Annotated in this window: 3 protein-coding genes; 1 reads left to right on the top strand and 2 read right to left on the bottom strand. The window is 59.8% G+C overall.

Going from position 1 to position 2,692, the window contains the following annotated elements:
• A partial coding sequence (locus tag AC04SH_RS34715) for a PDDEXK-like family protein (RefSeq protein WP_488578072.1) occupies nucleotides 1-242 on the bottom strand: 242 nt, incomplete at its 3' end.
• Nucleotides 243-250: 8 nt separating this feature from the next.
• Entirely contained in the window at nucleotides 251-952 is a 702-nt protein-coding gene (locus AC04SH_RS34710) for a DUF6946 family protein (RefSeq protein WP_488481856.1), read from the bottom strand.
• Nucleotides 953-1,718: 766 nt separating this feature from the next.
• Between AC04SH_RS34710 and AC04SH_RS34705 the strand changes: the two genes are divergently transcribed.
• Nucleotides 1,719-1,985, top strand: a complete 267-nt coding sequence (locus AC04SH_RS34705) for a hypothetical protein (RefSeq protein ID WP_488481855.1) — start codon at nucleotides 1,719-1,721, stop codon at nucleotides 1,983-1,985.
• Nucleotides 1,986-2,692: the final 707 nt, after the last annotated feature.

Raw genomic sequence — 2,692 nt, 5'->3', positions numbered from 1 at the left:
TTGTAGCCGACATAGGCGGCACCGCGCTTGAATGTCCGCGACTTTACCGAAACGCGTTGCGCTGGCCGGTCGAATGGCTGCGCGATCACATCGTAACCGGGCCAGTTGTCGGGAACTTTCAAAGCAGGGATGCCGGCGAGCGTGAGCTCTGCGGCAACGATCATCTCGCAAGCATCGCCCATCTGTTTGGTCGTATATCGCTTCCGTGCAGTGGTCCCCATGCTGGTCGATCTGATATCCACCGGAACTCCTAGCATTTGAGAAAATCCGCGTTGCCGTTGGCCCAGCGGAGCCGCTGCCCTGACTTTAGGATCACGGTGCTCGACGTGTCAGGTTTGACTTCGGCGCCGAAAAGGCTCGCGAAGGTGGCGAAGTCCTCGAACCACATTCGCGCTGGCGAGAACGAGTGGACGATCATGGCGGCTTCATCAGTCTTGAAGCGCCGAGCCTCGATCAACGCGGAAGCCGTCCTGTGCATCAACTGATAACGGATATGAAATGGCGGGACATCATCGAAGCCGAGCAAGCCGCATAGTTGGCGCATGCGCTCTCGCTTTCCCCGCGACGGCTCGGCATACCATTCGCCCACGGTCGGTCCAAATGGCTCGCTTACCTTGCCTTCGATGGTTGCAGCACAGGTCTGTTGGCCGAAGCGGATAAGGGCAAACACGTCATTCTGGCTGTCACGGTTGCCCCCGTCGAGTGGCACCCTGTGCTCGGGCAAAGCCAGGAGTAGCTCGGCCGGGCAATCGAACATCTGCGCGACTTCGGCCGGCAAGCCGTCAGCACTTTCCCAACAATGAGCAAGCGTCTTTGCCGAGTAGCCGGTTCGCCATTGCCTCTCAGGTTCGGCGAGGAAGGCTTGCCAACTCGCCGGGCCTTGGCTGGGAACATAGACCCGCGTCCGACGTGTATTTCGCGGAATGCCCAATGGTTGACCCCCTGGTAACACGTTCGGACCGTTCACGCGCTACCCTAGCGGATCATTGGTGAACCTCGGTTTAAACGTCTCGATATTTAGGAGGTATCCTGGTTGACGATCCCGCCAGGGCCGGGCTGGCATCGAGCATGGAGGCCTCATCCCCTCACCGCCGAGAAGAAAAGAAATCGCGGCTTGATTGTGAGGCTTCGCGTGCCTTGACCTCAGCCAAAATAGCCCGCTGGCGATTATCCTTTACCGGCCGCGTGCTCGTCTTCGCACTCCAGCAGAGCCCATTCCCTCCTGCGACAGTTGCGGAGCATGAAGGTACTTGTCCGAAGTGCGCCCCTGAGCAACCGTCGTCCGCTTCGACGCAATGGCGCCCATCCCCTGCCCGCGCCTCACCCGATCGGCTCGCGTTCGAAGGAGGTCATTCTGCCCGCCTTCTCCGTCAGACGCGCAAAATAGGCGCGGGAGGAATTAATATGCCGTAGCGTCGTCGAGAACGTCCAGGCTTTTTTGCGAAAACCGTCGGCGCCGAGTGCCGGCTGGCACGAAGGCAGGCTGCGGCATCTGCGCGCCATCGATTATCCCGAATATGGTTCGGTGGACGTCGACCTGTCGCCGGCAGAAGCACCACCCTGTGCGCGAACCCGGCTTTGACTGCTTAACAACCGTCGTGGGACCCGTCGCCGCCCGAGCCGACTTGAAATCCAATTCCGTTTCGCTATGACGGATTTGGTGGGTCTTCCAAGCGCCGATTTGGCCGGGTAGGGTTTGCAGGGGGCCAAATAACCGGATGAACAAACGGATGATGCAGGAAAAACTGCGCGCCTGTTGGGCATTCAGCCCGACTGTCGACAGGAACGTTGCTCTGATCGAAGGCTTTATGAAGGGAAAGAGTGCTGCCGACCTGAACCGGCCTTTGCAGGAACTGGTTCAGCGTGCAGCAGAATCCGGTTGGACCGAGGACGAGATTGCCGACGCGCTCCTCGAGCTCGCCGGCGCGCGCCTCACTGAATGCCAGCGACATTCTGAACGACGGGTGACGCAACGGCCGCGATAGGCGATGTCGAACCCATCGCGCGGTCGGATAGGCGTTCCTGGGCAGTGCCTTAGCGAAAAGCGCCTTAGGCCTGAATACGGTGTTTAGCGCGCGGCGCCCTCGGTGCTCAAGAGCGAGCCGGCAGCGTGACATCACCGCCCCGGCTTGATGCGGGCGCAACTTTTTCCGACGCTTCCGAGCCATGCGCCTGAAATGCGTTCTCCTCAAGCCGCTACTGCAAGCTGCGAGGCTTTAGTGAGGCGCGGTCGGCGCGGTCATCGACTTTCTCACCCCGGTCGAATGTGCCAACGACTTCAAACCCGCAGTATATGAACTGGATTAAACAAGACGTCCTCTGGCCCAGGCCGTTCTCGCCGGCCGCGCATTGGCTTCAAACGCAGCTGCTGGTCCCATGCTGGATGTGACCGGTCATAGCCGATCGCTGTATCAGGCAGCGAAAAACCGAACAGAGGTTGCTGCGCGAGAGGATCGGTTAATCGCCCGCAGTATTTTTGCGTCCAGAGCGGCCGCCACAAAAGCGCGTCGAGCAACTGGCGACCGAGCCTTCCCACGCAGCACCTGCAGTAATCAGCAGCAGTTCATAATGAGAAGGAACGCGCCGAACACGTGGTTTTTGCTGGGCCGGTGGTGACGCGTTCCTCGACATTATTTTGCGGAATTACAAGGTGTCGAGCCAGGCGATAACGCTCTGGTCCTCCTTCCACGAC

It is taken from the genome of Mesorhizobium sp. CNPSo 4688 (genome assembly GCF_057784295.1).
This window is presented reverse-complemented; position numbering and strand designations above follow the sequence as displayed.

What these genes read in the sequence shown, in the direction of transcription:
- AC04SH_RS34705 (WP_488481855.1), top strand. Translation starts at nt 1,719, where the DNA reads ATGAACAAACGGATGATGCAGGAAAAACTGCGCGCCTGTTGGGCATTC.